Annotated in this window: 20 protein-coding genes and 1 other RNA gene; 17 read left to right on the top strand and 4 right to left on the bottom strand. The window is 55.3% G+C overall.

Translation table 11 applies throughout. From position 1 onward, the window contains the following. Nucleotides 1-105 precede the first annotated feature (105 nt). Together sspA and INT33_RS01465 are read left to right on the top strand one after the other, a co-directional pair. Nucleotides 106-732 carry a stringent starvation protein SspA gene (gene sspA / locus INT33_RS01470; protein WP_192537210.1) on the top strand — a complete coding sequence of 209 codons (627 nt, stop codon included), beginning with the start codon at nucleotides 106-108 and terminating at the stop codon, nucleotides 730-732. A 62-nt stretch (nucleotides 733-794) separates the two neighbouring features. Beyond that, nucleotides 795-1,283, top strand: coding sequence for a ClpXP protease specificity-enhancing factor (locus INT33_RS01465; protein ID WP_192537212.1), 489 nt, complete (start codon nucleotides 795-797; stop codon nucleotides 1,281-1,283). An 80-nt stretch (nucleotides 1,284-1,363) separates the two neighbouring features. Here INT33_RS01465 and INT33_RS01460 read toward each other — a convergent pair whose 3' ends face one another. Genes INT33_RS01460 through INT33_RS01445 form a run of 4 tightly spaced genes read right to left on the bottom strand, consistent with a single transcriptional unit; the run spans nucleotide 1,364 to nucleotide 4,471 of the window. After that, entirely contained in the window at nucleotides 1,364-1,936 is a 573-nt protein-coding gene (locus INT33_RS01460; RefSeq protein WP_192537214.1) for a BON domain-containing protein, read from the bottom strand. Nucleotides 1,937-1,986: 50 nt separating this feature from the next. After that, nucleotides 1,987-2,580 carry a phosphoheptose isomerase gene (locus INT33_RS01455; RefSeq protein WP_018915763.1) on the bottom strand — a complete coding sequence of 198 codons (594 nt, stop codon included), beginning with the start codon at nucleotides 2,578-2,580 and terminating at the stop codon, nucleotides 1,987-1,989. A gap of 24 nt (nucleotides 2,581-2,604) precedes the next feature. After that, nucleotides 2,605-2,973 carry a YraN family protein gene (locus tag INT33_RS01450; protein ID WP_018915764.1) on the bottom strand — a complete coding sequence of 123 codons (369 nt, stop codon included), beginning with the start codon at nucleotides 2,971-2,973 and terminating at the stop codon, nucleotides 2,605-2,607. After that, nucleotides 2,966-4,471 carry a penicillin-binding protein activator gene (locus INT33_RS01445; RefSeq protein WP_192537216.1) on the bottom strand — a complete coding sequence of 502 codons (1,506 nt, stop codon included), beginning with the start codon at nucleotides 4,469-4,471 and terminating at the stop codon, nucleotides 2,966-2,968. The genes INT33_RS01450 and INT33_RS01445 overlap by 8 nt, the downstream gene beginning before the upstream one ends. Nucleotides 4,472-4,581: 110 nt before the next feature. On the opposite strand from INT33_RS01445, the gene rsmI reads away from it, so the two are divergent. From rsmI to ftsA, 15 genes are all read left to right on the top strand, one after another. Continuing rightward, on the top strand, nucleotides 4,582-5,439 hold the full coding sequence (rsmI, locus tag INT33_RS01440) for a 16S rRNA (cytidine(1402)-2'-O)-methyltransferase (protein WP_192537218.1): 858 nt from the start codon (nucleotides 4,582-4,584) through the stop codon (nucleotides 5,437-5,439). 32 nt (nucleotides 5,440-5,471) lie between these two features. Next, nucleotides 5,472-5,845, top strand: an RNA gene (gene rnpB / locus INT33_RS01435) — RNase P RNA component class A. A gap of 53 nt (nucleotides 5,846-5,898) precedes the next feature. Further along, nucleotides 5,899-6,855: a 16S rRNA (cytosine(1402)-N(4))-methyltransferase RsmH gene (gene rsmH, locus INT33_RS01430; RefSeq protein ID WP_192537220.1), complete on the top strand. Its 957-nt coding sequence runs from the start codon at nucleotides 5,899-5,901 to the stop codon at nucleotides 6,853-6,855. Between the two features lie 2 nt (nucleotides 6,856-6,857). Then, nucleotides 6,858-7,193 carry a cell division protein FtsL gene (gene ftsL, locus INT33_RS01425; protein WP_192537222.1) on the top strand — a complete coding sequence of 112 codons (336 nt, stop codon included), beginning with the start codon at nucleotides 6,858-6,860 and terminating at the stop codon, nucleotides 7,191-7,193. A gap of 20 nt (nucleotides 7,194-7,213) precedes the next feature. After that, a complete protein-coding gene (locus INT33_RS01420; protein ID WP_225736069.1) occupies nucleotides 7,214-8,899 on the top strand; it encodes a peptidoglycan D,D-transpeptidase FtsI family protein in 1,686 nt (561 codons plus the stop codon). An 18-nt stretch (nucleotides 8,900-8,917) separates the two neighbouring features. Beyond that, nucleotides 8,918-10,414, top strand: coding sequence for a UDP-N-acetylmuramoyl-L-alanyl-D-glutamate--2,6-diaminopimelate ligase (locus INT33_RS01415; RefSeq protein WP_192537225.1), 1,497 nt, complete (start codon nucleotides 8,918-8,920; stop codon nucleotides 10,412-10,414). Continuing rightward, nucleotides 10,411-11,769 (top strand): UDP-N-acetylmuramoyl-tripeptide--D-alanyl-D-alanine ligase, encoded by a 1,359-nt coding sequence (locus INT33_RS01410; protein ID WP_193090950.1) that lies wholly within the window; start codon nucleotides 10,411-10,413, stop codon nucleotides 11,767-11,769. The genes INT33_RS01415 and INT33_RS01410 overlap by 4 nt, the downstream gene beginning before the upstream one ends. 9 nt (nucleotides 11,770-11,778) lie before the next feature. After that, nucleotides 11,779-12,861, top strand: a complete 1,083-nt coding sequence (mraY, locus tag INT33_RS01405) for a phospho-N-acetylmuramoyl-pentapeptide-transferase (RefSeq protein WP_192537229.1) — start codon at nucleotides 11,779-11,781, stop codon at nucleotides 12,859-12,861. A 56-nt stretch (nucleotides 12,862-12,917) separates the two neighbouring features. Continuing rightward, nucleotides 12,918-14,297 carry a UDP-N-acetylmuramoyl-L-alanine--D-glutamate ligase gene (murD, locus tag INT33_RS01400; protein ID WP_192537231.1) on the top strand — a complete coding sequence of 460 codons (1,380 nt, stop codon included), beginning with the start codon at nucleotides 12,918-12,920 and terminating at the stop codon, nucleotides 14,295-14,297. Further along, a complete protein-coding gene (gene ftsW / locus INT33_RS01395; RefSeq protein ID WP_192537245.1) occupies nucleotides 14,294-15,475 on the top strand; it encodes a putative lipid II flippase FtsW in 1,182 nt (393 codons plus the stop codon). The genes murD and ftsW overlap by 4 nt, the downstream gene beginning before the upstream one ends. Nucleotides 15,476-15,496: 21 nt before the next feature. After that, complete coding sequence (murG, locus tag INT33_RS01390; protein ID WP_318782738.1) at nucleotides 15,497-16,594, top strand: undecaprenyldiphospho-muramoylpentapeptide beta-N-acetylglucosaminyltransferase; 1,098 nt, start codon at nucleotides 15,497-15,499, stop codon at nucleotides 16,592-16,594. A 35-nt stretch (nucleotides 16,595-16,629) separates the two neighbouring features. After that, nucleotides 16,630-18,060, top strand: coding sequence for a UDP-N-acetylmuramate--L-alanine ligase (gene murC, locus INT33_RS01385; RefSeq protein WP_192537328.1), 1,431 nt, complete (start codon nucleotides 16,630-16,632; stop codon nucleotides 18,058-18,060). After that, nucleotides 18,057-18,998 carry a D-alanine--D-alanine ligase gene (locus INT33_RS01380; protein ID WP_192537246.1) on the top strand — a complete coding sequence of 314 codons (942 nt, stop codon included), beginning with the start codon at nucleotides 18,057-18,059 and terminating at the stop codon, nucleotides 18,996-18,998. Before murC ends, INT33_RS01380 begins: the two co-directional genes overlap by 4 nt. Before the next feature lie 9 nt (nucleotides 18,999-19,007). Continuing rightward, nucleotides 19,008-19,721 carry a cell division protein FtsQ/DivIB gene (locus tag INT33_RS01375; protein WP_192537253.1) on the top strand — a complete coding sequence of 238 codons (714 nt, stop codon included), beginning with the start codon at nucleotides 19,008-19,010 and terminating at the stop codon, nucleotides 19,719-19,721. Between the two features lie 310 nt (nucleotides 19,722-20,031). After that, on the top strand, nucleotides 20,032-21,321 hold the full coding sequence (gene ftsA / locus INT33_RS01370) for a cell division protein FtsA (protein WP_192537255.1): 1,290 nt from the start codon (nucleotides 20,032-20,034) through the stop codon (nucleotides 21,319-21,321). Nucleotides 21,322-21,344 lie beyond the last annotated feature (23 nt).

Here is a 21,344-nt window from a genome sequence, read left to right as displayed (position 1 = left end):
CTTATGTTGTTTTGATGTCAAGCAGTAACCCAAAACGGGCTGCCTTACCATAAGGTGGCTTTGGCGTGTTATTATCCATAATTGTTTTGATGCGAGGATGCTTTCATGGGTGTTGTGGCCAAGCGGTCGTCGATGATTTTTTACTCAGGTAGTGATGATCATTTCAGTCATCGCGTGCGCATTGTGCTGGCTGAGAAGGGGGTGGCTGTTGATATCGTTGATGTTAACGTGGAACAACCACCTGAAGATTTAGCAGACCTCAACCCGTATAATAGCGTACCTACGCTTTTAGATCGTGATTTAGTGCTTTATGAGTCTAAGGTCATGATGGAGTATCTGGATGAGCGTTTTCCGCATCCTCCTTTACTCCCTGTTTATCCTGTTGCCCGTGCGCAAAGCCGTTTGTGGATGCACCGTATTGAGCGTGAATGGTGCCCCATGGTCGACCAGATTCGCAGTGGCGGGAAAAAAGAAGCTGAAAAAGCGCGTAAAGAGCTACGTGAAAGCCTGATTGGTATTTCGCCTATTTTTGAAGATATGCCCTTCTTTATGAGCGAAGAATTCACGTTAGTAGATTGTTGCCTTGCACCGATCTTGTGGCGCCTTCCCGACTTGAATATCGAATTGCCTGAAAAACAGGTAAAACCACTGTTAAGTTACATGTCGCGAGTATTTGAGCGGGAAGCGTTCAAAGCATCCTTGAATGAGCATGAAAAAGAGATGCGTGCTTGAATTTACATGGCCCCGTCGCCTGAGAAAGGCCGGGGTCTTACTTGTTAGGAGGAGGGAGTCTTATGAAGTCGAGTCGCCCCTATCTCGCCCGAGCGCTCTATGAGTGGCTGTTGGATAATGAGTTGACGCCCTATTTGGTCGTTGATGCGACGCAAGCCGGGGTCGAGGTGCCGCGTCAGTTTGTGCAAAATGGTCAGATTGTCTTGAACGTAGCGCCGACGGCTGTGCGCGATCTGTTTATGGAAAATCAAGCCATCAGTTTCAATGCCCGCTTTGGTGGCCAGCCAATGCAGGTGATGGTGCCGATTCCGGCGCTTATCGCTATCTATGCGCGTGAGAACGGTGTGGGCATGGTCTTTGGTCATGAGCCGGAATTGGGTGAAACGACGGATGATGAGGAGGCTTTATTTAATGAAGCACCCGATGCGCCTTCCAAGCCTGAGCTATCTGTGACGGATCCGGTGCCTGAAAGCGAGCTTGATGATGTTTCTGAATCATCATCGGCGCCTTCAAAGCCCAAGAAAAAACCGACGCTTCGGGTGGTTAAATAACTAAGCATCGTGATTGACCTGGTCATAAAAAAACCTCGCACAGACAATGTGCGAGGTTTTTTTTGACTAGCGCTGAGCGTTTAGTCGATATATTCAAATACCTTGACGATTCGCTGAATTCCGCCGACCGATGACGCGGCGTTGACTATCCGGTCGGCTTCTTCGTGAGTCACCATGCCCATCAGGTAGACGCTGGCATTTTCAGTCGTCACCTTGAGCTTGGATGAATCGATGCGATCGTTGGTCGCCAGTGTGCTCACCACGTTGGTGGTTAACCAGGTATCTGTCAGGCGTTGGCTGGCCGGAAGGCGAGCGGCGATGGTGAGTTCGTTATGCACTTGATTAACGCCGCGCAAGTTGCGTGCAACATCGCCGGCTTTCGTGCGAAGCTCTTCGCTGGGCACCTGGCCCACTAATAACAGCGAGCCGTTGTAACTGTGCGCGCGAATGCGGGCATCGCCCAGGCGTGCATCGGCGCGATCCAGCGCACGTTCAGCCTCACGCTCAATGGTGGCGTCCACTGCTTGCACGTCATCACTGCGTTGGCCGTAGTTGGACGGGTTTGACGCAGTATTGGTCGCACAGCCGCTAATAAGTGCAGCAGATAACAGGGTCGCGACCAGCAGCTGGCGAGTAGAAAAACGTATGGCCATGGTGAATGACTCCTTATCTTAATGAAAGTAATAAGAGGTGAGGCGACGAGTTATGCCGCGCTGCCGAACAGCTGCTCATCAATAAGATCGCACAAGCAGTGAATGACCAGTAAATGAACCTCTTGAATTCTTGCCGTTGATGTCGCGGGAACGCGAATCTCGCAATCATCCTGACCAAGTAGAGAGGCCATATTACCACCATCGCGCCCGGTCAGAGCCACCACGGTCATTTCCCGATCATGAGCGGCCTGGATCGCTTGCACGATGTTCGCGGAATTGCCGCTTGTTGAGATCGCAAGCAGAATATCGCCGGGCTGGCCCAATGCGCGGATCTGCTTGGAGAACACCTCGTTATAGCTATAGTCGTTAGCGATAGAGGTTAGCGTTGAAGTGTCGGTGGTTAATGCCAGGGCCGGCAGGCTGGGGCGTTCACGCTCAAATCGATTAAGCAGCTCCGACGAAAAGTGCTGACTGTCACCGGCGCTACCGCCATTGCCACAGGCAAGAATCTTTCCTTCACTCACTAAGCACTGCACCATCATTTGGCTGGCAACTTCGATAAACGGTGGCAGTACTTCGCTAGCATAGGTTTTCGTATCAATGCTGGCGTTAAAGTGGTCAAGAATACGCGATTGAAAATCCATTAGGGCTTCCTAGTTAAAATAGAATCAGTAGGCATCAAAAGCCGCTTTTTCCCAGTGGAACTCAAGGTTGGGCGGCGCGCCAGTAATAGCAAGAATATCAAAGCGGCAGGGAGATGTAAGGCCGTATTTGCCAATATATAGCTGGGCCGCACGTATCAGGCGCTGCCGTTTTGTAGCCGTTATGGTTTCCAACGGGTGGCCGTAGCGGGTGGTTACCCTATGTTTGACCTCTACAAACACCAACGTGCTGCCGTCACGCATCACGATATCCAGCTCGCCACCTTTGACATGGTGGTTTTGAGCCACAAGCGTCAAGCCCTTCTGCTGCAGCCATTGAGCGGCTAACTGCTCAATGGCTGCACCGCGCTTGCGCGCCGTTTGGGCGTTATTCATTACCGCTGGTTTGACTCGGGATCAAGATGGGAGAAGGCGTGCCATTTTGGAACTTGGCCCACGGCAATTCGCGGTATATACGACCGTCGCCGGTTAGGTAGAGCGTACCAGTGCTGCCGCGCATGCCGTCAAGCGAGGCGATATCCGATAGGTGAGTCGCGATTTCATAAGCATCCACGCCCATGGCCATCAGGCGGAACATGGACGCATCGGCTTCTTCGCTCAAGCGTTGATAGGTGGGGTAAAAGGGCAGTATTTCTTCGCCACCCACCGCAGCATCAGGAATTTGCCAAGGGATATCCACGAACATAACATCGTTTAGATCCTGGTCGCGGCGCGTTTGCAAACGGCCTTCATGCAGGTGTGAGGTTGCATAGATAGGTAGGTTGGGCGCGTAGTAGTAATCCAGTGTGGGCGGTACCTGGCGTGCGTAGTCGGGCAGCGCGAGCAGGAAAAGAGCGTCGATGCTGCCAAGCTGGGCGCGCTCGCCACTCACATTCAGGGCCGTTTTTACGGCATTGGCGACCGGACTTTCGGGGTTATAGCGAACGGCGTTGGTAACCTCGCCTCCTTCGCGGTGGAATTCATTCCAGAAAGCCTCGCCCACGCGGCGTCCCCAGTCGTTGTCAGGCACCATCACCGACATGCTGCGGCGGCCGTCTTGATAGGCGCGACGGGCAGCTTGACGGGCTTCGTCCTCAGCGGAAAGCCCGTACTGGAACAGGCGCGCAGCACGGTTTTGCTCACCACTACCATAGTTAAGCGCGAGGGTAGGCAGCGGCACGCTATTACGCTGTTCCAGCTGGCTAACCTGTTCTTTTTCAAGCGGGCCGATGACCAGTTGGGCATTCATCTGTTCAGCACGGCTATAAAGCTCATCCATGGAGTATTGAGAGGCGTCTAGGAAGCTCAGCTGTACGTTGTCTCCCTTGATCTCATTATGGCGGCGCATTGCGGTAGCTAATGTGTTTGCAACGCTGCTAAGCGGGCCGGACTCAGGCAGGGCAACCACGATGCGGCGGATATCCTGGCCTTCAAGGCCGGGCAGCGCTAGGTTGTCAGGGTCAAGCTGATTTAAGGCATTACGTGCCCAGCTCTGGCGGTCGATCAGGGTTTCCTGCTGGTCATCCTGCATTGGCAGGTCATCGTTGAGCACCTGGGTTGCGCGTAATACGGCGCGCGGGTCATCCATTGCGCGAGCGAGTTCTGAGAAAAGCAGCGCCCAGCGAACGCGATCCGTTTCTGACAGCCTGGCTTCATCGATGGCATCGGCGGCTGCAAAGGCATCTTCCCGCTGGCCTTGTTGCGCCAAAATAGTGGCCGCTTCCAGACGCGTCTTGGCGGCTTGATCCGGGGCTTGCTGTTCCGCCTGACTTAGCAAGCGGCTCGCTTCCTGATCATCCGCGCGGTCAACCACGCTAGGTGACTGCATCGCACAGCCGGTCATGAGAAGTGCTATGAGGGCAGTGGCGAGTACGCCACGCAGAGACTGTTTCATGTATCCTTCCTTAGTTTTCATTTGCGCTGTCGCCGCTTGTTGGCATTTCGTTGGCATTGCACAAGCATAGCGCACCGTCAGAGCAAGCCATTAACAAATCTGGAGTCACGATGACACACCACAATCCGGGCACATTGTACGTGGTTGCCACCCCAATTGGGAATTTGGACGATCTATCGCCGCGTGCAGCTCGGGTATTAGCGGAAGTATCGCGCATCGCGGCAGAGGATACGCGCCATAGTGCACGCTTATTGGCCCATTTAGGGGTTAATACGCCCATGTTGTCGCTGCATGAACATAACGAGGCGCGCCGGGTGGATACGCTGGATGCCTACCTGCAGGCGGGTGAAAATATTGCCTTGATAAGTGATGCGGGAACGCCGCTTATCTGCGACCCGGGCTTCGTTCTGGTGAGAGAGCTGCGCCTCCGCGGTCGGCATGTGGTGGCATTACCTGGCCCGTGTGCGTTGGTAACGGCGTTATCTGGCGCCGGCTTGCCTACAGATCGCTTCACCTTTGGCGGCTTTTTACCCGCCAAGCCGGGGGCGCGCCGTCAGGCGCTGGAAGAGTGGCAAGCCCGGGAAGAGACCCTGGTGTTTTACGAGTCGCCGCACCGTATTGTGCATACCCTTGAAGCGCTGCACGAGCAGATGCCCGAGCGCAGTGTAGTGCTTGCCAGAGAGTTGACCAAAACGTTTGAGACATTTTTGCAAGGCACGCCTGAAGAACTGCTGGCCCAGTTGGCTGACGATCCTAATCAGGCAAGGGGTGAGTTTGTCGTCATGCTGGCGGGCGCGCCACCGGTTACACAGAGTGAGCATCAGGATATTAGCGCCGATCAGCTGATGAAGGTACTGCTGGATGAGGGAGTGGGGGTCAAGCAGGGGGCGGCGATAGTGGCTCGAATGCTGGGTGGGCGCAAGCAGGAATGGTATGCAAGATTGCAGGCAATTAAAACCGAGCATTGAGGCGAAGCGAGGGCGCTGGTATGCTTGCCGCCGGAGTTGGCCAGACAGTCGCCGCTAACCCATCTTTTGGATGGGCTGGGGGAGGAAAGTCCGGGCTCCATAGGGCAGAGTGCCAGGTAACGCCTGGGCGGCGTAAGCCGACGGAAAGTGCAGCAGAGAGTAGACCGCCTAAGCCCTTTGAAATAAACCTCAAGGGGCCGGTAAGGGTGAAAGGGTGCGGTAAGAGCGCACCGCGCGCCTGGCAACAGTGCGTGGCATGGTAAACCCCACTCGGAGCAAGACCAAATAGGGACCCAATGGCGCGGCCCGCGCTGGGTCCGGGTAGGTTGCTTGAGCGCTTTGGTGACAAAACGCCTAGAGGAATGACTGTCCACGACAGAACCCGGCTTATCGGCCGACTCCCCATTTCCATAAAGGGGCTCGCACTAGCGTGCCCTCTAAATATTGTGTGAGAGTAACATGCCTTCTCCTGACGCTGACCAGGTCGTTTCCCCGTTTCGCCATACCAGCGTATTACTGGAAGGGGCTGTCGATACCCTTATACATAATCCCGATGGCGTTTATCTGGATGGCACGTTTGGCCGAGGAGGCCATTCGCGGCTGATCTTGTCGCGCCTGGGTGAACAGGGCCGCCTCATGGCGATGGATCGCGATCCTCAAGCCATTGCGGCTGCCGCTGAAGTTAATGATGCTCGCTTTCAAATTACCCAGCGTGAATTTGCCCACTTGGCAGACTATGCCCGTGAGCAGGGCGTATACGGAAAACTGTCCGGTGTATTGCTGGACGTCGGCGTTTCTTCTCCACAGCTGGATGATCCTGAGCGAGGGTTCAGCTTTATGCGCAATGGTCCATTGGATATGCGCATGGACCCCACTCAGGGAGAAAGCGCTGCTGAGTTTCTCGCGCGCGCGAAGGAGGCCGATATCGCCCAGGTATTTAAAACGTATGGTGAAGAGCGCTACGCCAAACGGTTGGCTCGTGCTGTGGTCGAGCGGCGTGTTGAAGCGCCGTTTACCCATACGGTCGATTTGGCTGAGGTGTTGAAAAAAGCCCATCCCGCCTGGGAAAAGGGCAAGCATCCGGCGACAAAAGCATTTCAAGGGTTACGAATTTATTTAAATGGCGAACTTGATCAGCTAGATGCTGCCTTAGACGCAGCGCTTGAAGCGCTGGCGCCGGGTGGTCATTTGGTGATTATCAGTTTTCACTCGCTGGAAGACCGTCGCGTAAAACGCTTTATCCGTCATCACGTACGTGGCGATACCCACCTGCCGCGCGGTGTACCTATCCGTGATGACCAACTAAACCGTCGCCTTGAAGCGTTAAGTCGAGGCGTACGCCCGAGTGATGATGAGGTAGCTGGTAATCCACGTGCGCGGAGCGCCGTTATGCGGGCTGCCCGAAAACGAGTATAAGCATGAGCATGGATCGGATTGAGCGTTGGGCCTCAACGCTACGCACCGAATGGCCTTTCAAGTTACGTCTTCGTACGTGGCCCATTATTATTTGTCTGCTGTTTTTTCTTTGCATCATCAGTGGGTTGGCAACGGTTGCCGTCACCCATATGACGCGCGTTCAGTTTGCCCAACTGCAGCATCTTCAGCAGGAAAAAAACCAGCTGCAAACCGAGTGGGGGCAACTTTTATTGGAAGAGGGTGCGTGGTCGACGCCTGCCCGGATTGAGCAAATTGCCACGGAACGCCTGGATATGCGTATTCCTGACGTGCATGACGTTGAGGTCATTCGGCCATGAGAAACGAGCGTCGGGGAGGTATGTCCCGTCAGCAGCCTATTGCTCCACCGCTGAGTGGCGGCCGTTTTGTGTTTATATTGATCATGGTCGGTTTAGTGACGTGCGTTCTTATTGGGCGGATCACGTTGCTGCAGGTTATCGACCGGCCTTTCCTGCAAAGCCAGGGGGATGCGAGAACGCTTCGCCATGAGGCGATACCTGCCCACCGCGGTATGATCACTGACCGCAACGGTGAGCCTCTGGCTATTTCAACGCCAGTCGTGACGCTATGGGCGAATCCTCAGGAACTGCCTTCCGACGGTATCCAACGCTTTATGCTGGCGCAGGCGCTGGGCATGTCACTAGACGATTTCGAGTCCCGGGTTGAGCGCTACAGAAGCCGCGAATTCATGTATCTGCGCCGTCAGATGACGCCAGAGGCGGCGCAGCGCATCCTTGATTTACGCACTCCAGGTGTTTACCCGCAACGAGAGTACAAGCGCTACTACCCCGCAGGGGAAGTGGCGGCGCAGATACTCGGCGTAACCAACGTTGACGATGTGGGGCAAGAAGGCCTGGAGCTTTCCTACCAGCCGTTTTTGGCCGGGCACCCAGGCCAGCGCCGCGTGATTAAAGATCGTCGTGGCCGTTTGGTGCGTGAGCTGGGCGTTATGCGCGAAGCCCAACCAGGCGGTGATCTGGTGCTGTCGATCGACCAGCGTATTCAATATATGGCGTATCGTGAGCTACGCGCAGCCGTTGCCAAAAACGATGCCGACGGCGGAGTGCTAGTTACCATGGATGCCCGCACCGGTGAAGTGTTGGCGATGGCTAACCTGCCCTCCTATAACCCTAATAATCGCACCGGGCTTGATCCGCGTGGCCTGCGTAATCAAGCATTGGTCGATGTTTTTGAACCGGGTTCCGTTATGAAACCGCTGGCCATGGCCGCTGTATTGGAAAGCGGTATTGTTGACCGTGATGCGGTGGTGGATACTTCGCCTGGCTGGATGCGTATCGATCAATTTACCATTCGCGATTTTCGTAATTATGGTGACTTGACGTTAGCGGGTATTCTGGAGCACTCATCCAATATCGGTATGTCGCGCTTGGCGCTGCAGCTAAGCGATACGGCTATCTGGGAAAAATACAATCAGCTGGGGCTTGGGCAGGCACCTGGCACGGGGTTCCCCGGTGAGGCAAACGGCAGCTTGCCAGCGCCCGTGCGCTGGTCGCGCAGTGAGCGGGCAGCGCTGTCTTACGGTTACGGCCTGTCGGTTACCGCCGTTCAGCTGGCGAGTGCTTACACGGCATTAGCCAATGGCGGCATGCGTTTACCACCTTCTTTATTGCGCCTGTCTGAGCCACCCCAGGGAATACCCGCGATTGATCCTTCAGTCGCCAACGATCTGCTGAGTATTCTGGAAACATCTGTTGCCGCTTATACCGGTGGCCGACGAGCCCGCGTGGAAGGCTATCGAGTAGGTGGTAAAACCGGTACGGTGCGTAAATCCGGCCAAGGCGGTTACACCATGGATGCCTATCGCAGCGTGTTTGCCGGCATTGCGCCTATTTCTGATCCCCGTATTGTGACCGTGGTAATGATCGATCATCCGAAAGCCGGCGAATTTTATGGTGGTGCGGTTGCCGCGCCGGTCTTTTCAAGCGTGACGGGTAATGCGTTGCGCTTACTTGACGTGCCGCCAGACCATGAGGTCGAAGAGTAGCATGACTAAGGAGATTGCATGACGTTGGCTCCCAATGATTTATGGGAAGCGCTGGGTAGCGTATGGCCGAATGAGCCCTTTACTCAGACACTACCCGCACTGCCTGAGTCGCTGCGTTTGATTACCGATTCACGCAAGCTGGCAGCAGGTGATGTGTTTGTTGCCGTGCCGGGTAGTCAGGGCGATGGGCGTGACTATATTGAAGTGGCGCTGGAGCAGGGCGCTTCGCTAGTGTTAGCGCATACCAAGCAGCCCCATGCTGTTTGGGAAGAACGAGTACTCTACCTGCCTCACTTATCCGTACGTTTAGGCGAGCTGGGCAGGCAGCTTTTTGATGTGCCTACTGATCTTGAAGTGATCGCCGTAACAGGCACCAATGGGAAAAGCTCCGTCACACATTATATTGCGGCGTTGAGCGAGGCCCTGGGTACTGCTGCTGGTGTGATCGGTACATTAGGCGTTGGCCGCCCTGGCCAGCTGGCTGATAGTGGCTTGACCACGCCAGGTCCTTTGGCATTACAGGCAACGCTTGGCGAGCTTTCCCGCCAGGGGATCAAGCGAGTGGCGCTTGAGGCCTCCTCGCACGCGTTGGATCAATACCGCCTGGACGCTGTCGACGTAAAAGTTGGCGTATTTACCAATCTGACCCGCGATCATCTTGATTACCACGGCAGTATGGCTGCCTATGCGGCAGCTAAAGCCAAGCTTTTTCGGCGTAGCGAGCTCGAGCTTGCCGTTGTGAATGCGGACGATCCTCTGGCCCGGTTGATGCTGGCTGGCTGTGATCAGCGCGTGCGCGTATTAGCCACCGGCCAGGATGAAGCTGTTACCTTTCGGGTGCTGGATGTCCAACTGAAAGAAACGGGCCAGCAGGCGCTAATTGCCACGCCGGAAGGCGAACGCGTATTGACGCTAGGCCTGATGGGCCGTTTTAACCTGGATAACGTCCTGTTGGCGATGGCTGTGCTTTACGGTCTGGGTCAAGCGATTGACCCGTTGTTCGAGGCGGCCGCAGCACTTGATCCAGTACCTGGGCGTATGGCGCTGTACCACGCGAAATCAACGCCCAGTGTTGTGATTGATTATGCCCATACGCCGGATGCGCTGCACAGTGCATTGCAAGCCCTGCGCGCGCACTTAGGTCAAGCGGGTAAGCTTTGGTGTGTGTTTGGCTGTGGCGGTGAGCGCGATACGGGTAAGCGTGCAGAAATGGCCAAAGCGGCGGAGCTGCTCGCAGACCAGGTAGTTGTCACCGATGACAACCCGCGGGGCGAGCCAGCAGAGCAGATTCGCCAGCAAATTATCGCGGGGCTCTCCTCGGCTGCGGTACCAATCGAAATAGGTGATCGTCGTCATGCCATTAGCCAAACGATTCAACAGGCTGGTGACAACGATGTGGTGCTTATTGCTGGAAAAGGCCACGAGGCCTATCAGGAAATCAATGGCGTACGCCATGCCTATAACGATGAAGATGAAGTGTTACGGGCCTTCGCGTTACGGAGCCATGCACCATGAGCTGGACGCTTGCTGAGGTAGCAACGGCGCTGGGTGTAGCAATATCTGAAGATCAAGCCGCGTTAGAGCTGACGGCTGTGGCTACCGATACCCGAAAAATTGTGCCCGGCTGCCTGTTCGTAGCGTTGAAAGGGCCGCGCTTTAACGGTCATGATTTTATCGGACAGGCCTACGAGCAGGGTGCTGCCGCAGCATTGGTTGAAGAGCAGGTAGATAGCCCGCTGCCCCAGCTTGTATGTCCGGATACTCGCCTTGGATTGGGGCTTTTAGCCGGTGCCTGGCGTGGCCGCTGGTCTATACCGTTGGTCGGCGTCACGGGTAATAGCGGTAAGACAACGGTCAAGGAAATGACCGCTGCCTTGCTGGCGCCTCTCGGTGACGTGCTGGCGACCCAAGGCAACCTCAATAACGATATTGGCGTTCCGTTAACGCTTTTAAGACTAACCGAAGAGCATCAAGCGGGCGTAGTCGAGCTGGGGGCGAACCATCTGGGCGAAATTGCCTGGTCTAGCCGTTTAACGCTGCCTGATGTGGCTATTATCACCAATGTTACGGGTGCGCACATTGGTGAGTTTGGCGGCATGGGCCTTATTGCTCAGGCGAAAAGCGAGCTGCTCAACGGTTTAAGCGATCAGGGCGTTGCGGTACTTAATCGCGATGACCATTACTACGCCTTCTGGGCTGCCTGTGCGGCTCCCCGGCGCGTCATCAGCTTTGGGTTTGATAGCTCAGCGGATGTATGCGCGTCGGCGCTTTCTTGTGACTCCCAGGGGCGGTATGCTTTCACGCTTGTTCAGCATGGTAAGCCGCTGGGTAATGTACAGCTTGCTTTGCTGGGTAAGCATAACGTCAGCAATGCGCTGGCAGCAGCGGCGGCTGCATTGGCGGTCGGTATTACGCCTGCCGATGTTATGGCCGGTTTGCAAAATCTGCCGGTACTTAACGCGCGACTAAGCATCGTACCCGGATTGCACGGTGCCACGCTGCTCGACGATACGTATAATGCCAACCCCGGAGCGGTCAAGGCTGCGATGGAAACATTGATGCGTTTTCCTGCGCCACGCTGGTGTGCGCTGGGCGCCATGGGTGAACTTGGCGATGACGCTGAAACATTGCATGCCGAGGTTGGCCGTTACGCGGCTGAGCTTGGCATCGACAGGCTGCTGACGCTGGGTGATGCTGCGCGTTCGGCCTGTGACGCCTTTGGTCACGGGCAGCATTTTGACGACCACGAGACGCTAACGCGTCATGTCATTAATACTTTGCCGCCCGCCACCACGCTTCTGGTGAAAGGGTCGCGCAGCGCGGGTATGGAGCAAATCATTGCTGCGCTGCGCTCGGATGAAATAAGGTAAACGCCGTTCATGTTACTTCACTTGGCGAATTTTCTAGCTCAGTACCAAACGGGCTTTCAGGTTTTCAACTATCTCACTTTGCGCGTCATCTTGGCGGCACTTACCTCTCTTATGCTCTGCCTTTGGTTGGGGCCGTGGGTAATCCGTCGGCTCGTTGAAGGCCAGATAGGCCAGGCCGTGCGCGATGATGGTCCGCAATCCCATCTTTCAAAAGCGGGCACGCCTACCATGGGTGGCGTGATGATTTTGCTGGCGATGGCTATCAGTACTTTCATCTGGGGCGATTTAACCAACCATTATGTGTGGGTGGTGCTAGCCGTAACGCTGGGATTCGGAGCCATTGGCTGGGTTGATGATTACCGCAAGGTGGTTGAGAAAAATCCCCGCGGTCTGCCCGCTCGCTGGAAGTACTTTTGGCAGTCAGTGGTCGGGCTTGGTGCGGCATTTGTGCTTTATTTCACGGCAGCGACGCCGGCCGAAACCAGCCTCCTCGTGCCGCTGTTTAAAGATATCGCGCTGCCGCTGGGCGTGTTTTATATCGTGCTGACCTACTTTGTGATTGTGGGTAGTTCCAACGCGGTGAACCTAACCGATGGTTTGGATGGCTTGGCGATCATGCCCACCGTGCTGGTGGCGATGGGCTTGTCAGTCTTTGCTTATGCCAGTGGTAATGCTGTATTCGCCAACTACCTGCATATTCCGTTTATTAACGGTACCGGGGAGCTTGCGATTTTCTGTGCGACCATCGCCGGAGCAGGGCTCGGCTTTTTGTGGTTCAACACCTATCCCGCCCAGGTATTTATGGGCGATGTAGGCGCGCTTGCGTTAGGTGCAGCGCTTGGCGTGGTCGCGGTAATTGTTCGCCAGGAAATCGTCCTGTTCATTATGGGCGGTATTTTTGTCGTCGAAACCCTGTCGGTCATACTGCAGGTGGGGTCTTATAAAATGACCGGACGGCGTATTTTTCGCATGGCGCCGCTACATCACCACTTCGAATTGAAAGGCTGGCCGGAGCCACGTGTCATTGTGCGTTTCTGGATCATTACCGTGGTATTGGTACTACTGGGCCTCGCGACGCTCAAGGTTCGTTAATCGATGCGGTGATAGGGCCGCTGCAGCCTTAAGCGTATAACGCAAAGGAGCCAGATATGGTGCGAGTACCTAACGGAATGAGCGTTGTCGTTGGCCTAGGGCTTTCAGGTCGAGCAATTTGTCGGCATTTGGCACGCACGAATATGCCCTTCATGGTGGCGGACACTCGCAGTGAGCCGCCGGGCCTTGCGGCTTTTCATGCGGCTCATCCCGGTGTGGATGTGGTGTGTGGCCCGCTAACCGCGCTGGATTTTACCGATGCCCATGAAGTGGTGCTTAGCCCTGGTGTTGATCCCGCAACGCCCGGGCTGGAGGGCTTGGCTGAACGTATCAACCCGCATACAGGGGACTCGATGGTGGTGGGCGAAACCGCTCTGTTTGTGCGGGCCAACCAAGTGCCGATTGCCGCAATTACCGGCTCTAATGCTAAATCCACGGTGACCACATTACTGGGTGAAATGGCCAAAGCCGCTGGCTTGCGGGTAGCGGTGGGGGGGAATCTCGGCACTCCCGCGCTCGACCTGTTAGCCGACCAGCCCGATGCCGAGCTGTATATTCTAGAGCTTTCCAGCTTTCAGCTGGAAACCACGCCAGCGTTAGGCGCCAAGGCCGCTGCGTTTTTAAATCTTTGTGAAGATCATTTGGACAGGCATGGCGATATGCAGGCCTACCGCCAGGTCAAACAGCGCATCTTTATCGGTGCACAGCATGTCATTGTTAACCAGGATGACCCTTTGACCTGGCCTTCCCAGGAAGACGTGGCGACTATCCGGTTTTCAGTGAATGCGCCCTTAGACAACCACTGGGGGCTCGTTTGGGAGGAGGCTGATCTCAAACTAATGCAAGGGCAGACTCAGTGGCTTTCCGCTCGCGAATTGAAAATGGCCGGCCAGCATAACTATGCCAATGCCTTGGCAGCGCTTGCCATGGGCCAGGCGTTAGGGCTTAACGCATCTGCCATGATCGATACCCTTAAAACGTTTACCGGACTGCCGCATCGTAGTGAAACGGTGGCGCATATTAACGACGTTACCTGGGTAAACGACTCTAAAGGTACCAACGTGGGCGCCACATTGGCGGCGATCCAGGGGCTTGGCGCTACGCTTGAAGGTCGCCTAATCTGGCTTGCCGGTGGCGTTGGTAAGGGGGCTGACTTTACACCGCTTGCCACACCTTTGGCGCGCTGCGCGCGTCAGGCGCTACTGTTTGGCGCAGATAGTGGTCGCATCGCCCAGGCTATAACCTCGCAGGTGCCGGTGCGGCAAGTGAGGGATTTAACGCAGGCGATGGAGGAGGCTTTCGCCTTAGCCAGGCCCGGTGACTGCGTACTCTTATCGCCTGCGTGCGCGAGTTTTGATCAGTTTGCCGGCTATGAGGCCCGCGGTAAGGCTTTTCGTGACTGGGTCGAAAACAAAGCGGCGGAGGTATCCTTATGAGCCGAGTACAGCGCTTGCATCGCGTACTAACTACGCGTGATTTACCCTGCGATATATGGTTAATTGCCGCCGCTGTGGCACTCGCCGGCTTAGGCTGGGTGATGGTTAGTTCTGCCTCGGTAGGCCTTTTAGATAATAGTTTTTACTACTTCCGCCAGCACGGCATTTTCTTGGTGGTGGCAGCGTTAGGCTGTCTGTTTATGCTCAGCGTACCGCTTGAGGCCTGGCGGCAAAATGCGGCACTTATTTTCTTAATCAGTATTGGGCTGTTGGTGGTGGTATTGCTGTTCGGTCAGGAAATTAACGGCAGTAAGCGTTGGATAGCGCTGCCCGGGCCGCTGCCTAACCTCCAGGTGTCAGAGCTTGGCAAGATTGGCCTTATTTTTTACATGGCGATGTTTATGTCGCGCTTCACCTACGATTTGCGCCTTCGTGCGTTTACGCTATGGCGGCCTATCGCGGTATTGGCCGTGCCGGCCAGTTTGCTGTTTTTAGCACCCGACTTTGGCGGTATGGTGGTGTACTCAGTATGTGTGATTGGCATGCTGATGATGAGCGGCGCATCGCTTGTTTTACTGATTGGTAGTGGCGGGGCACTCGCCGCCGGGGCGGTGATGTTGGTGGTATTAGAGCCGTATCGCTTAGCTCGCTGGACCAGTTTTTTAGACCCTTGGGCCGATCAGTTCGCGACCGGGTATCAGCTTACCCAGGCATTGATTGCCTTTGGACGTGGTCATGTAACCGGCACCGGGTTAGGCAATAGCGTTCAAAAGCTGCACTATCTACCCGAAGCCCATACTGATTTTATCTTTGCGGTCATTGCCGAAGAGCTGGGCATGATTGGGGCAATCGTAGTCATACTGCTGTTTGCGTTACTGGTTAGCCGGGCCATGCTGATTGGACGTAAGGCTGAGCTCGCGGGTCATCTTTTCGGTGCCTATGTGAGTTACGGTATCGGCTTTGTTATTGCCTCTCAGGCATTTATTAATATGGCGGTTAGCTCAGGTTTGTTGCCCACCAAGGGGCTGACGCTACCGCTGGTAAGTTATGGCGGGTCGAGCCTGCTGGTCATCGGTATGATGATTGGCTTATTGCTGCGCGTAGATGCGGAAACCAGACACCGGCCGCGCCGTACGCCAACCCCTTATAAATCGCGCAGCGAACCGCGATTATCGTAATACTTTGTTAAGGAGTCGTTTGTGACGACGCACGCACATCGGCGCGTTTTAATCATGGCAGGAGGAACCGGGGGGCATGTCGTGCCCGCGCTTTCTCTGGCTCGTGCGCTCAAAGCACAGAATATCGAGGTTGAGTGGCTGGGCAGCCCCCGCGGCATTGAAAACCGGCTGGTGCCTGACGCTGGTATCAAGCTGCACACTATTGCGGTGAGCGGATTGCGCGGTAATGGCGCGGCTGGATGGCTCAAAGCACCGGTCAACCTTACCCGGGCGGTATGGCAGGCACGCCAGGTTATTAGCACGTTTAAACCTCAGCTGGTCGTCGGGCTGGGTGGTTTTGCCAGTGGCCCCGGTGGTCTTGCCGCCTGGCTGTCGCGTATACCGCTGGTAGTACATGAACAAAATGCCGTCGCGGGGCTAACCAATCGCGTGTTATCACGCTTAGCCACACGCAGTTACGCCGCCTTTCCCGAAGCGTTTGGCGAGCGTGCTGAGGTGATTGGTAACCCCGTGCGCGAAGAAATTGCCACGCTGGGTGAAACGCCGCGTACCGTGCAAGTGCTGCAGGGCCGCCCGCTGCGCCTGTTGGTGGTGGGGGGGTCCCTGGGGGCGGTAGCTTTAAATGAGCGTTTGCCTCAGGCGGTTGCCAGTTTGCCGACTGAAACGCGTCCTGAAATTCGCCACCAGGCGGGCAAGTCGCGGGATGTGCTAACAGCCGAAGGCTATGCCAAATACGGTATAGACGCTGAGGTGACGCCCTTTATTGATGATATGGCGGCGGCTTATGACTGGGCTGACCTTGTGGTATGTCGGTCAGGCGCGTTGACGGTAGCGGAGCTTGCCGCGGCAGCCAAGCCGTCACTGCTGGTGCCTTTTCCGTTTGCGGTGGATGACCATCAGCGGGTTAATGCCGATGTATTGGTCAAAGCCGGTGCAGCCCTGTGTGTTGTCCAGTCTGCGTTAACGCCTGATCGGTTGGCGCATTACTTGAGCGACTTGTTAGAGCCCGCGACGCTAGCACTGATGGCATCACGCGCGCGCCAAGCGGCCTATTTAGACGCCACTGAGCGATTAGCCGAAGGATGTCTGGCGATATTACCGAAAGGAGAAGCAGTGTGACCGACTCAGTAACTCAGCCCTTACCGCAACGGAGTATGCCCAGCGGCCCAGCGATGCGCCGTATTCAGCACATCCATTTTGTAGGCATTGGCGGTGCGGGTATGTGTGGTATTGCCGAAGTATTGGCAAACCAAGGTTACAAGGTTAGCGGCAGTGATATGAAAGCCTCTTCCGTTGTCGAGCGGTTGCGCCAATGCGGTATTCGCGTTGATATTGGCCACGCTGAAGCCAATGTGGAAGGGGCGGACGTAGTCGTTGTTTCAAGTGCCGTGGATACGACCAATCCTGAAATTCGCTGGGCGCATGAGCATCGCGTGCCCGTGGTGCGGCGCGCTGAGATGCTGGCTGAATTAATGCGCTTTCGTCATGGCATTGCGGTCGCTGGAACGCATGGTAAAACCACAACCACGAGCCTGACGGCGACGCTGTTGGCCGAGGGCGGCCTGGACCCGACCTTTGTGATTGGCGGGCGTTTAACCAGCGCCGGCGCGAATGCCCGCTTGGGTGAAGGCGATTATCTGGTCGCTGAGGCCGATGAGTCGGATGCTTCATTCCTTCATCTTCAGCCGATGATGTCGATTGTAACCAATATCGACGCGGATCATATGGCTACTTACGGCGGCGATTTTGAGCGTCTAAAAAGCACCTTCATCGAGTTTTTACATAATCTGCCTTTTTATGGACTGGCCGTACTGTGTATTGATGACCCGCACGTCCGTGAACTGTGTGAGCAGGTTAAACGGCAGTTTGTGACCTATGGGTTTGACGCCGATGCGGATTACCGCATTGTGGATTTTGCCCAGCAGGGCGGTGAAGTCACGTTTACCGCGCTGCGCCCTGGTAGCGCCGAGCCTTTGCATATTTGTTTGGCCATGCCAGGGAGGCATAACGCGCTAAACGCGATGGCGGCGATTGTGGTCGCAACCGATGCAGGCGTGAGCGATGCGGCTATCCTGCGTGGCTTGGCAAGCTTTGCCGGGGTAGGGCGGCGTTTTCAGGTTCACGGCCATTTTCCGGCGCCTAAAGCCTCCGGCGAAATTATGCTGGTAGACGATTACGGCCATCATCCCCGTGAAGTGGATATGGTTATCAAAGCGGTGCGTGCAGGCTGGCCGGAGCGTCGTTTGGTCATGCTTTATCAGCCTCATCGCTATAGCCGGACGCGTGACTTGTATGAAGATTTTGTTAGGGTCCTTTCACAGGTCGATACGCTGGTACTTCTAGATGTCTACAGTGCCGGTGAAGCCGTTATACCTGGCGCTGACGGGCGTGCGCTTGCCGGCTCGATTCGCCAGCGTGGCGAAGTGGATCCGCTGTTTATCGAGCATAAGCAGGAATTACCCGCACTGCTGGCGAACGTATTGCGTCCAAACGATATTTTAATTACTCAAGGGGCGGGCGATGTTGGCGGGATTTCGCTCTCTTTAGCCCAGGCTGAACTGGTATTAAGTGAGGTAGAGCTGTGAGCGCAGATAACGCCCAAGTGGATCGCTCTCGCGTAGTCGTGGTGTATGGCGGCTCCTCTGCTGAACGTGAAGTGTCGCTTAAAAGTGGCGCGGCCGTTCTCGAGGCCCTAAAGCGCCAGAAGGTGAACGCAGAAGGCTATGATCTGCGTGATAAGGGGTTGGTCGGGCTAGAGGCGCTGGCACCCTCGGCGGTGTTCATTGCTCTGCACGGTCGGGGCGGTGAGGATGGCACGCTGCAAGGCGCGCTCGAGCTCTTGAACATTCCCTACACCGGTAGCGGCGTACTCGCCTCGGCGCTGGGCATGGACAAGCAGCGTACCAAGCAGGTGTGGCAGGCCATTGGGTTGCCTACCCCAGAAAGCATCATGCTCAATAAGGGCTCTGATTGGGATGGTGTCGTGGCAACGCTTGGCTTGCCAATGATGGTAAAGCCGGTGCATGAAGGTTCCACGCTGGGTATCAGTATCGTCAAAACGCGCGAGGCGCTGGAAGCCGCCTACCGCGAAGCCGCTCAGTTTGATGCCCGCGTCATGGCCGAGCGCTTTGTGGTAGGTGATGAATATACCGTGGCACTGCTGAATGAGCAGGTGCTGCCCGCCATTCGTGTAGAAGTGCCCGGCGGCTTTTACGATTTTGAGGCCAAATACGTTTCCAATACCACTCAGTACCACTTGCCCTGCGGGCTCTCAGGCGCGGATGAAGCCGAGCTTGCCGGGCTGTGCCGTGAAGCCTTTGCAGCAATCGGCTGTGAGGGCTGGGGGCGGGTAGACGTCATGCGCGATGCAAAGGGGCAGTTCTGGCTGATCGAAGTCAATACGGTGCCGGGCATGACCGATCACAGTCTTGTACCGCAAGCCGCTGCGTATGCCGGTATCGAATTTGATGACCTGGTCGTACAGATCCTGCAAACGGCTGGCAAGCAGAGCGCCGCATCATGAAGAGGCCTTATGAAAAGGCGTAATGCTTGGTTTGGCCTCATACTCCTGGCGCTGTTGCTCGGAGCGGGAAGCCGCGCGCTATGGCTATGGCTCGATCGCCCCATCGAGCGGGTATCGATTCGCGGCGAATGGGACTACGTTAGCGCTGATTATTTGCGCACTCAGCTGGCGCCATTGGTCCAGGGGGCTACATGGTTGTCGGCTGATTTGGGCGATTTACGTGACCGTGCCCTGCAGGTGGGCTGGCTTCAAGAAGTGCGTATTTCCCGTGAATGGCCTAACGCTTTGGTGTTTGAGTTGGTTGAGCAAGCGCCGGTTGCACGTTGGAACGATGATTTTTTACTTAACCCAGAAGGCGAACCTTTTTCCTTTGCGCCTATTGATGTACCCAAAGGGCTTCCTGATCTGGCTGGGCCTAATGGAAGTAGTGAAGAAGTCTTAAGTTACTATCATCGTTTAATGCCGCACTTTGAAGGTTTATCGCTGTCGCTTGCCCAGTTACGTTTAGAGCCGCGGGGAGCATGGCGGTTACAGTTAGATAACGGCGCCTGGGTAATGTTGGGTAGACGCGATCATGAGGTGCGTTTGGCACGGTTATCGGCTTCCTGGCAGCGAGAACTATCCAGGTCCGGCGAACATATCCGCTATATTGACCTGCGTTACCCTAATGGCGTTGCAGTTGCCTGGCATGGTGAAAGTGATTTTGAGGACTCAGAAGAGTAATCTTCGGTTTACTTAACGCTTTTTAACCAGAGTTAGTGATCGCCAACGTGGAAAAACCCATTAATGGGGTTTAAATTACTTGCCAAGCCCATTATTGTGGGGTGTCGCTAGTCGTATTCTGGCGATTGTTTCTATACTATGGGCCAGTGAAAGTTTTTTGTGGGTTTATTCTCTCTCATCGGCGTTTAATGATAATTAGTCATCAACGCTTGTTGACTGCTAAGTTGTAATCATTAGGCGATGAGTTGAGTTAAGTGTCCCTTATTTATTTTACTATTTAAAAAAAGATTATAAGGAGTATTCCCGACTCATGGCAGGCTCACCCAATGCATCTAATATGGTGGTCGGGCTGGACATTGGAACGTCCAAGGTCGTCGCAATCGTCGGGCAACCTACCGATGATGGCGGCATCGAAATTGCGGGTATCGGCTCCCACCCCTCACGGGGCATGAAACGTGGCGTCGTGATTAATATTGAGTCAACGGTTCAGTCCATTCAACGTGCCGTGGAAGAAGCCGAGCTAATGGCGGGCTGCGATATTCACTCAGTATATGTCGGTGTCGCCGGTAGCCATATTAGTTCGATGAATTCCGACGGCGTGGTGGCTATTAAAGAGCGCGAAGTTACGCCCTCCGATATTGACCGCGTTATCGATTCCGCCAGAGCCCGGGCCGTCTCAGAAGGTCAGCGTGTTTTACACGTGCTGCCTCAAGAGTTTTCAATTGACACTCAGGGCGGTATTCGTGAACCCTTGGGTATGTCGGGTGTCAGGTTAGAGGCGCAGGTTCATCTGGTAACTGCGGCACTTAATGCAGTACAAAATATTGAGAAGTGTGTTCGCCGCTGCGGTTTGGATGTTGATGCCATTATCCTGGAGCAGCTGGCTTCCAGTATGGCGGTATTAACCGAAGACGAGCGTGAGCTCGGTGTGTGTATGGTGGATATTGGTGGTGGAACCACCGATATGGCTATCTTTACCGAAGGTGCTATCCGGCATACTGCGGTTATACCGATTGCTGGCGACCAGGTAACCAACGATATCGCTATGGCCTTGCGTACGCCAACTCAGCACGCTGAAGAGATTAAAGTTAAGTATGCCTGCGCACTAACGCAGCTGGCATCCAGCGATGAAATGATCAAAGTTCCTAGTGTGGGTGACCGCCCCGCGCGTGATTTATCACGTCAGGCGCTCGCTGAAGTAGTGGAGCCACGCTATGAAGAGCTATTTACACTGGTAAGAGACGAATTACGCCGTAGTGGCTATGAAGATATGGTGGCCGCTGGTGTGGTACTTACTGGTGGCACCTCACGCATGGAAGGTGTGAGTGAGCTGGCAGAGGAAATATTTCATATGCCGGTTCGTATCGCCTGTCCGCAAAATGTTCGAGGTTTGGCAGATGTCGTGCGTAACCCCATTTATGCGACAGGTGTCGGCTTACTGCATTATGCGTTGCAAGAAGTGCGTCATGGGCGAGGTCTAGAAAGCCACGGGGGAGTGGTTGCTGCCCATAAAGGACGCAACGAGCTTGCCCGGCGTGATATCAAGGAAGGCCATTCGGCGCTGGCCAGAGTTAAAGGCTGGTTTAAAGGAAATTTCTGACAGGGCCGCAAGCGCGGTTCAGG

The organism is Halomonas colorata, assembly GCF_014897985.1.
Lineage (GTDB): Bacteria > Pseudomonadota > Gammaproteobacteria > Pseudomonadales > Halomonadaceae > Vreelandella > Vreelandella colorata.
Note: the sequence above shows the minus strand (reverse complement) of the source record. Positions and strands in the feature narration are given on the sequence as shown.

What these genes read in the sequence shown, in the direction of transcription:
- sspA (WP_192537210.1), top strand. Translation starts at nt 106, where the DNA reads ATGGGTGTTGTGGCCAAGCGGTCGTCGATGATTTTTTACTCAGGTAGT.
- INT33_RS01465 (WP_192537212.1), top strand. Translation starts at nt 795, where the DNA reads ATGAAGTCGAGTCGCCCCTATCTCGCCCGAGCGCTCTATGAGTGGCTG.
- INT33_RS01460 (WP_192537214.1), bottom strand. Translation starts at nt 1,936, where the DNA reads ATGGCCATACGTTTTTCTACTCGCCAGCTGCTGGTCGCGACCCTGTTA.
- INT33_RS01455 (WP_018915763.1), bottom strand. Translation starts at nt 2,580, where the DNA reads ATGGATTTTCAATCGCGTATTCTTGACCACTTTAACGCCAGCATTGAT.
- INT33_RS01450 (WP_018915764.1), bottom strand. Translation starts at nt 2,973, where the DNA reads ATGAATAACGCCCAAACGGCGCGCAAGCGCGGTGCAGCCATTGAGCAG.
- INT33_RS01445 (WP_192537216.1), bottom strand. Translation starts at nt 4,471, where the DNA reads ATGAAACAGTCTCTGCGTGGCGTACTCGCCACTGCCCTCATAGCACTT.
- rsmI (WP_192537218.1), top strand. Translation starts at nt 4,582, where the DNA reads ATGACACACCACAATCCGGGCACATTGTACGTGGTTGCCACCCCAATT.
- rsmH (WP_192537220.1), top strand. Translation starts at nt 5,899, where the DNA reads ATGCCTTCTCCTGACGCTGACCAGGTCGTTTCCCCGTTTCGCCATACC.
- ftsL (WP_192537222.1), top strand. Translation starts at nt 6,858, where the DNA reads ATGAGCATGGATCGGATTGAGCGTTGGGCCTCAACGCTACGCACCGAA.
- INT33_RS01420 (WP_225736069.1), top strand. Translation starts at nt 7,214, where the DNA reads ATGTCCCGTCAGCAGCCTATTGCTCCACCGCTGAGTGGCGGCCGTTTT.
- INT33_RS01415 (WP_192537225.1), top strand. Translation starts at nt 8,918, where the DNA reads ATGACGTTGGCTCCCAATGATTTATGGGAAGCGCTGGGTAGCGTATGG.
- INT33_RS01410 (WP_193090950.1), top strand. Translation starts at nt 10,411, where the DNA reads ATGAGCTGGACGCTTGCTGAGGTAGCAACGGCGCTGGGTGTAGCAATA.
- mraY (WP_192537229.1), top strand. Translation starts at nt 11,779, where the DNA reads ATGTTACTTCACTTGGCGAATTTTCTAGCTCAGTACCAAACGGGCTTT.
- murD (WP_192537231.1), top strand. Translation starts at nt 12,918, where the DNA reads ATGGTGCGAGTACCTAACGGAATGAGCGTTGTCGTTGGCCTAGGGCTT.
- ftsW (WP_192537245.1), top strand. Translation starts at nt 14,294, where the DNA reads ATGAGCCGAGTACAGCGCTTGCATCGCGTACTAACTACGCGTGATTTA.
- murC (WP_192537328.1), top strand. Translation starts at nt 16,630, where the DNA reads ATGCCCAGCGGCCCAGCGATGCGCCGTATTCAGCACATCCATTTTGTA.
- INT33_RS01375 (WP_192537253.1), top strand. Translation starts at nt 19,008, where the DNA reads ATGAAAAGGCGTAATGCTTGGTTTGGCCTCATACTCCTGGCGCTGTTG.
- ftsA (WP_192537255.1), top strand. Translation starts at nt 20,032, where the DNA reads ATGGCAGGCTCACCCAATGCATCTAATATGGTGGTCGGGCTGGACATT.